The 6497-nt window shown below is 58.1% G+C and carries 7 protein-coding genes; 5 read left to right on the forward strand and 2 right to left on the reverse strand.

What is annotated here, in order from left to right; genetic code table 11:
* Nucleotides 1-18 precede the first annotated feature (18 nt).
* The 3 genes from KQI10_RS04405 (at nt 19) to spoVAE (ending at nt 2442) form a co-directional block, all read left to right on the forward strand.
* Nucleotides 19-981 carry an aldo/keto reductase gene (locus tag KQI10_RS04405; RefSeq protein WP_216566198.1) on the forward strand — a complete coding sequence of 321 codons (963 nt, stop codon included), beginning with the start codon at nt 19-21 and terminating at the stop codon, nt 979-981.
* Nucleotides 982-1065: 84 nt separating this feature from the next.
* Nucleotides 1066-2082 (forward strand): stage V sporulation protein AD, encoded by a 1017-nt coding sequence (gene spoVAD, locus KQI10_RS04410; RefSeq protein ID WP_216566199.1) that lies wholly within the window; start codon nt 1066-1068, stop codon nt 2080-2082.
* A 3-nt stretch (nt 2083-2085) separates the two neighbouring features.
* A complete protein-coding gene (gene spoVAE, locus KQI10_RS04415; protein WP_216566200.1) occupies nt 2086-2442 on the forward strand; it encodes a stage V sporulation protein AE in 357 nt (118 codons plus the stop codon).
* A 266-nt stretch (nt 2443-2708) separates the two neighbouring features.
* On the opposite strand, the gene KQI10_RS04420 is transcribed toward spoVAE, so the two are convergent.
* Together KQI10_RS04420 and KQI10_RS04425 are read right to left on the reverse strand one after the other, a co-directional pair.
* Entirely contained in the window at nt 2709-3956 is a 1248-nt protein-coding gene (locus KQI10_RS04420; protein ID WP_216566201.1) for a threonine/serine exporter ThrE family protein, read from the reverse strand.
* A gap of 52 nt (nt 3957-4008) precedes the next feature.
* A complete protein-coding gene (locus KQI10_RS04425) occupies nt 4009-4851 on the reverse strand; it encodes a DegV family protein (RefSeq protein WP_216566202.1) in 843 nt (280 codons plus the stop codon).
* Nucleotides 4852-5030: 179 nt separating this feature from the next.
* Between KQI10_RS04425 and KQI10_RS04430 the strand changes: the two genes are divergently transcribed.
* Together KQI10_RS04430 and KQI10_RS04435 are read left to right on the forward strand one after the other, a co-directional pair.
* On the forward strand, nt 5031-5228 hold the full coding sequence (locus KQI10_RS04430) for a heavy-metal-associated domain-containing protein (RefSeq protein ID WP_216566203.1): 198 nt from the start codon (nt 5031-5033) through the stop codon (nt 5226-5228).
* Between the two features lie 4 nt (nt 5229-5232).
* On the forward strand, nt 5233-6156 hold the full coding sequence (locus KQI10_RS04435; RefSeq protein ID WP_216566204.1) for an alpha/beta fold hydrolase: 924 nt from the start codon (nt 5233-5235) through the stop codon (nt 6154-6156).
* Nucleotides 6157-6497: the final 341 nt, after the last annotated feature.

A 6497-nucleotide genomic window follows, 5' to 3' on the forward strand; every position in this document is an offset into this window, starting at 1 on the left:
GAAAAAGGAGAAGACACTATGCTATATCGAAATCTTCCGTCCCTTGAAACCCAGATATCTGCCATGTGCCTGGGAACCATGACCTTCGGCGGCCAGACCGATGAAGCGGAGAGCCTCCGCATTGTAGACTGTGCTCTGGACCGAGGCGTAAACTTTCTGGACACTGCCAATATCTACACCGGCGGCGAAAGCGAGCGAATCCTGGGCAAGGCCCTGCAGGGCAGGCGGGACCGGGTGGTGCTGGCTTCCAAGACCGGCGGCCCCGTGAATGGCCTGAGTCCCAGTCTGGGTGCCCAACGAATTCAGGATTCCGTGGAGGACAGCCTCCGGCGGCTGCATACGGACTATCTGGACATTCTCTATCTCCACTTCCCGGACCATAAGACCCCTCCCGCAGAATACGTTACTGCCTGCACAGAGCTTATCCGAAGCGGCAAGATCCGGCACTACGGCATCAGCAATTTCTCTGCGTGGGAGTGCTGCGAAATGACCTGTCTTGCCAGGGAGCTGGGGGCAATTGGCCCCTGCGTCAGCGAGAATGTCTACAGCCTCATCAACCGGGGCGTGGAGGATGAGCTGATTCCCTACCTGAGCAGCCACAATATGGGCCTGACGGCCTTCAATCCCCTGGCGGGCGGACTTCTCACTGGCAAGCACAGCCGGGACCACTACACGGAGAACACTCGGTTCGCCCTGGAAAAGGGCTACGCCCAGCGATACTGGAACGATCGGAATTTTGATGCCATCGATTTGCTGAAGCGGATTGCGGCGGAGGAGGGGATGACCATGGTGGAGCTGTCCTTCCAATGGCTGCTGTCCAGGCCCGGGCTGACCAGCGTCATCTGTGGCGTCAGCAAGCTCAGCCAGTTTCAGGAAAACGCCACCTATTTTGGAGACACGCACCTGCGCCCGGAGGCTGCCCAGCGCTGCGAGGAGGCCTGGCATATGATCGCCGGGCAATATTTTAATTATCATCGATAAACGTCCTGCCCTGGAGACAGTTCCCCTGCCTCCAGGTATTTTTTTTGCTTTGCGGCGCACAATAGAGGAAAAGGAGGCGTTTTCATGGGGGAAAACAAGCGGGGGCGGGCCAGCTTTGTGCTGCCGAAGCCGCCGGTGATTACGGCATGGGCCAGCGTGGCAGGAAAAAAGGAGAGCCAGGGCCCCCTGGGCCACTGCTTCGATAGAACCAGCCAGGATACTTTTTTCGGTCAGAAGACCTGGGAGCAGGCGGAAAAGGCCATGCAGGAAACGGCCCTGGGGCTGCTGCTGCAAAAGGCGAATCTGCAGCGCTTTGATCTTGATCTGGTGCTGTCCGGGGACCTGCTGAACCAGTGCATCGGATCGGCGTTTTCCGTGCGCAATACAGGGCTGCCCCACCTGGGGCTTTATGGGGCATGCTCCACCATGGCCGAGAGCCTGCTGCTGGCATCCGTGGCGGTGTCGGCGGGGATCGCGGACCGGGTGGCGGCAATGACCAGTTCACATTTCGCATCCTCCGAGCGGCAGTACCGCTTCCCACTGGGTTACGGCGGTCAGCGAACCCCCACTGCCCAGTGGACGGTGACGGGCTCCGGAGCGGCGCTGGTCTGCCGTTCCGGCAGCGGCCCCAGAATTACGGCGGCGACCATCGGGGCGGTGACAGACCTGGGCATCCAGGATGCCAACAACATGGGCGCTGCCATGGCTCCGGCGGCCCTTGCCACCATCCGGCAGCATCTGGAGGATCTGGGCAGAGAGCCGGAATACTATGACCGTATCGTCACCGGGGACCTGGGCCAATATGGCAAGGAGCTTTTGCTGGAGCTGGCCAGAAGAGGGGGGCTCTCCATCGGCGGGCGGTTGGAGGACTGCGGCTGCATGATCTTCGACAACACCCGGCAGGATGTCCACGCCGGAGGCTCCGGCTGCGGATGCAGCGCCATCACCCTCTGCGGACACTATCTGTCCCAGCTGCAAAAGAAGAAGCTGCGCCGGGTTCTGTTCTGCGGCACCGGGGCGCTGCTGTCGCCTACCTCCACCCAGCAGGGACTGCCCATTCCCGGAATCTGCCACGCGGTGGCCATTGAAGGGGAGGCGTAGCGCATGGAATATCTGAAAGCGTTTCTGGTGGGTGGGGCCATTTGCCTGATTGGCCAGCTGCTTATTGACAAGACAAAGCTGACCCCGGCGAGAATTCTGGTCAGCTATGTGGTGATCGGCGTACTGTTAGGGGCTGTGGGACTGTATGAGCCCTTTGCGGAGTTTGCGGGAGCCGGGGCAACGGTGCCGCTGACGGGCTTCGGCAATACCCTGGTCAAGGGCGTCCGGGAGGCGGTGGACAAGCAGGGCTTTTTGGGCGTTTTCACCGGAGGCCTGAAAGCAACAGCCGGGGGGATTGCTGCCGCCATTGTTGCGGGGCTTCTGGCGGCTATCCTGTTCCGGCCTAAGGATAAATCCTGAATTCCGGGGCAAACTACCCCTGCGGCGGAAGCTGCTATAATCACGAGGAGGACGTTTCGTATGAATAACAATCAGAACCGCAACCAGAATAATCAGAACCAGAACAATCAGAACCAGAATCAGCAGAGCAAAAACCAGAACCAGCGCTAAAGAAAGCCGGGTATCGCGCTTGCGGTACCCGGTTTTACAGTATGCAATGTCCACCATGTTTGCCTGCTGAATTTTGGAATATCTGACGCATCTGGCGGCGTCACTTTTCGGCTGCTTTATTCGTGCGTTTTTTGCCGGCCTTTTTGCAATGCCCGCCATCCCATGCAGATTCGCACCAGGCTGGAGACCAGAATAATGCTGGCGGCCATGATGCCTGTGACTTCAGCGGTGAAAAGCCCCTGGGAGACAAACTTGTCCATGGTGCCGTCCACTGCCTGCTGCATGGTATAGTACAGGCTGGCGCCGGGAATCAGAGGAATGATGGAGACAACCAGATAGCAGATGGTGGGATACTTCCGCACCCGGGCCATGATCTCGGAATAGAGGGCGGAGAAAGCCGTTCCGGCGAAAAAGGCGGTGCCGGGTGCCAGTCCCGCATTCAGGCACAGAGCATAGATCACATAGTCCGCAATGCCGCCCAGGGTGCACAGCAACATGCCGGGACCGTGGATGTTGAAGAGAATGGAAAAACCGATGCAGCCGGAGAAGGAGGCCAGGCACAGCACGGGAAGGCTGCGGCTTATGGCGGGGGTGCTCTGGGGCAGTCCCCAGAGCCGGATGGCAAGATTCCGGGCAGCGGCAGAGCCAAGGGCCATGGACCCGGCAATCAGGAGCACCTGGACGCATTTGTTGATGCCGGAGTTGATGTCGCCGTAGATGATATCCCGCAGGGCGTTGGTAAACACCAGTCCGGGGACCAGAATCATCATGCTACCGATGATGACGGTATCGGAGTTTGCCACAAGCCCGGCGGCATTGAGACCATAGGCCGCAATGGACATGAGAAAAGAGGCGGCAAGGGTGCTGAAAATGGGGTTGGCCTTCATGGCGCTGGTGAAGCGGGTGATGAAGGCAATCAGAATGCCGCAGAGTCCTGCGAATACCGCATCCGGTAGACTGCATCCGAAGAGCAGTCCGAAGCCGCCGGCACCCAGAAAATGGCCGACCAGCAGCATGGGAAAGCTGTAGTATTGGACGGAGGCTCTGGTTTCGTCCAGCATCCGCAGAGCTTTTTCCGGATCCGGCTTTTCGGCGCAGATTCGGCGGCTCAGAGCATTGAGCCGCTCCACGGCGTCCAGATTGTTGCCATGGAAGCCGATGCGGCGCATGCGGGTAATGGGTTTACGCTGCTCCGTGAGAATGCTGACGATCAGATAGTTGTTCACGGCGGCGACCTCCGGTTCCAGACCGTAGGCGGTCAGAATCAGCCGTGCGCTGTCCTCCACCCGGTAGGTTTCCGCTCCGGACACGGCAAGCTCGTAGCCAAGGTCCGTGGCAAGATCCAGAAGTAAATGCTCATTCATAAAGAATCCCTCATAAAAGGCCACCAGATGCTTATCCGGTGGCCGTGCTCTTTTATTTCCGGGCGAAGATCACGCCCAGAGTATTGGGGCCGCAGTGGCAGGAGATGGTGCATCCGGCAACCGCCTCATAAACAACTTCGAATTCGCCGCACTGGGAAAGCGTGTCCCGGACGGCGGCCAGAATGGCGGGGTCAATTTCCGTATAGACCAGCACCAGTTTGCTCCTGTCGATATCCTCCCGGTCCAGCAGACAGTCCCGGACATAGGAGGCCAGGCATTTATCGAAGTGGCCCCGGTACTTTTTCCCAACGCTCATTTTACCGTTCCGCAGTTCGATGCAGGGTTTCAGATTCAGCAGGTTTGCCCCCAAAGCTGTGACCATGGAGCAGCGGCCGCCTTTGGCCATGTAGTCCAGCCGGTCCAGCACGAAGCTGGTTTCGACCATGGGAATATAGGCTTCCAGCTGGCGGACGATTTCGTCCAAATCCGTTCCCGCTTCCGCCAATTCGCAGGCCTTCAGCACCAACAGCCCCTGTCCGCAGCAGAGATTCTGAGAGTCCACTACCCGGACATTGGGAAACTTCTGAGCGGCGATAAAGGCGTTCTGACAGGAGGAAGAGAAGCCGGAACCGAGACTAATATGAATAACACCCTCAAAGTCCCCGGCGTATTTGGCAAACAATTCCTGATAGACAGAGGTGCTTCTGGCCGCGGTGGTGCAGATGCTGCCGCCCCCGGCCACATGCTGGAAAATATCATGGGGGGTAATGGTCACATTGTCCAGAAATTCCTCGTCCTCTTTCATGACAATCAGCGGCACCAGATCGATATGGTATTTTTCCTGAAGAGTGGCAGGGAGGTCGCAGGTGCTGTCAGCGGTTACTTTGATTTTCATACTGGATCCGTTCCTTCTTGGTATGGGTATATGGGTAGCAAAAGAAGTCCTTGTTTTCTTCAAAACATATGGTAAAATAGTACCATACCCGGCAGGTGGTGTCAATCCTTTTTGCGCCCCGTCCCGCCGGAAAATACGGTGCTTCCGGATCTTTCCGGGAGACAACAGGAGGAATCCTTATGGAAACAATCATTCACGCGGAGGGCATGATGTGTACCCACTGCAAGGCCCGGGTGGAAAAGGCGTGTCTTGCCGTACCCGGAACCACCAGGGTGGAAGTGGACCTGAAGGAGAAAAGCGTGACCCTGGAAGGCACTGCCGGTGAGGCCGCCTGGAAGAAGGCAATTACGGACGCAGGCTATAAGGTCCTGGAGTGAGCTTATGAGAGAGAGTTTTACGATTCCATCCAACGGTATCGGACAGCTCCACTGCTGCCGCTGGATGCCGGAGGGAGAACCAAAGGCTGTGCTGCAGATCGTCCACGGCATTGCGGAGTATATTGAGCGCTATGATGATTTCGCAGGGTTCCTGAACGGTCTGGGCTATGTTGTTGTGGCGGAGGACCATATGGGCCACGGCCAGACCGTGGGCGCCGAGGGTACCCAGGGCTATTTTGAGGGCGGCTGGTTTACGGCGGTCAGCGACAGCTATGCCCTGCTTCGCAAAACGAAAGCAGAGTACCCGCAGATCCCCTATGTGCTTTTCGGTCACTCCATGGGCTCCTTTATGGCTCGGACCATACTGGAGGTCTACCCGGACAGCGGTATCGCCGCGGCCGTCATCTGCGGCACCGGTTGGCAGCCCCGGGCGATTCTGCCCGGCGCCATCGGTATCTGCCAGCTGGCCTGTAAAAAGGTTGGGGAGAAGAACACCAGTGATACGCTGCAGAATATGGTCTTCGGCGGCTACAACAAGCGGGTGGAGCACCCCAGAACGGAGTTTGACTGGCTGACCCGGGATGCCAAAGTGGTGGACGCCTACATTGCCCACCCCAGCTGCGGCTTTACGGCCAGCACGGGCCTGCTGCGGGACCTGCTGACGGGCATCCGTTTTATCGAACAGAAGCAGAACCTGGCAAAAATGAATAAGGATCTGCCGGTGCTGTTCATCGCCGGCGGCGACGACCCCGTGGGCAATTACGGCAAGGGAGTGACCCGGGCCGCGGAGGAATTCAGAAAGGCGGGCATGAAGCACGTTGCCTGCCGCCTGTTCCCCCTGGGCCGCCATGAGATCCTCAACGAGATTAACCGTCGGGAGGTCTACGACTTCACCGCCAAATGGCTGGGGGAGCAGTTGGGAAGATAAAAGGGTATCCATTTTTGCCGGTTTGCTGACTCAAAATCTATATTTTTTCAAATTTGGTTGAAAGCCCTGTCCGCATTTCGGCTGGGTGCCTCCGGCGGGGAGCTTCTTGTCCCGCCAAGAAGCTCCACAAGAATGCGGCCTAAGGGAGGCGCTGTCGGCAAAGCCGCCCTCCCTTAGGAATCCCTCCCGGCCTCAGAACCATATTAGCCTTCTGCGCCGCCTTCCGGCGAGTACGGGGTGCGCTCCCTAAATTTTTCCCGGTCCGGTTCTTTGAAAGAATCAATAATTTGGCTACTGTCTATTTGAGCATCCCCTCATCCGGGTATTCCATGCCAGTGTGC

This window comes from Pseudoflavonifractor sp. MSJ-30, assembly GCF_018918045.1.
In the GTDB taxonomy this organism is placed as follows: domain Bacteria; phylum Bacillota; class Clostridia; order Oscillospirales; family Oscillospiraceae; genus Faecousia.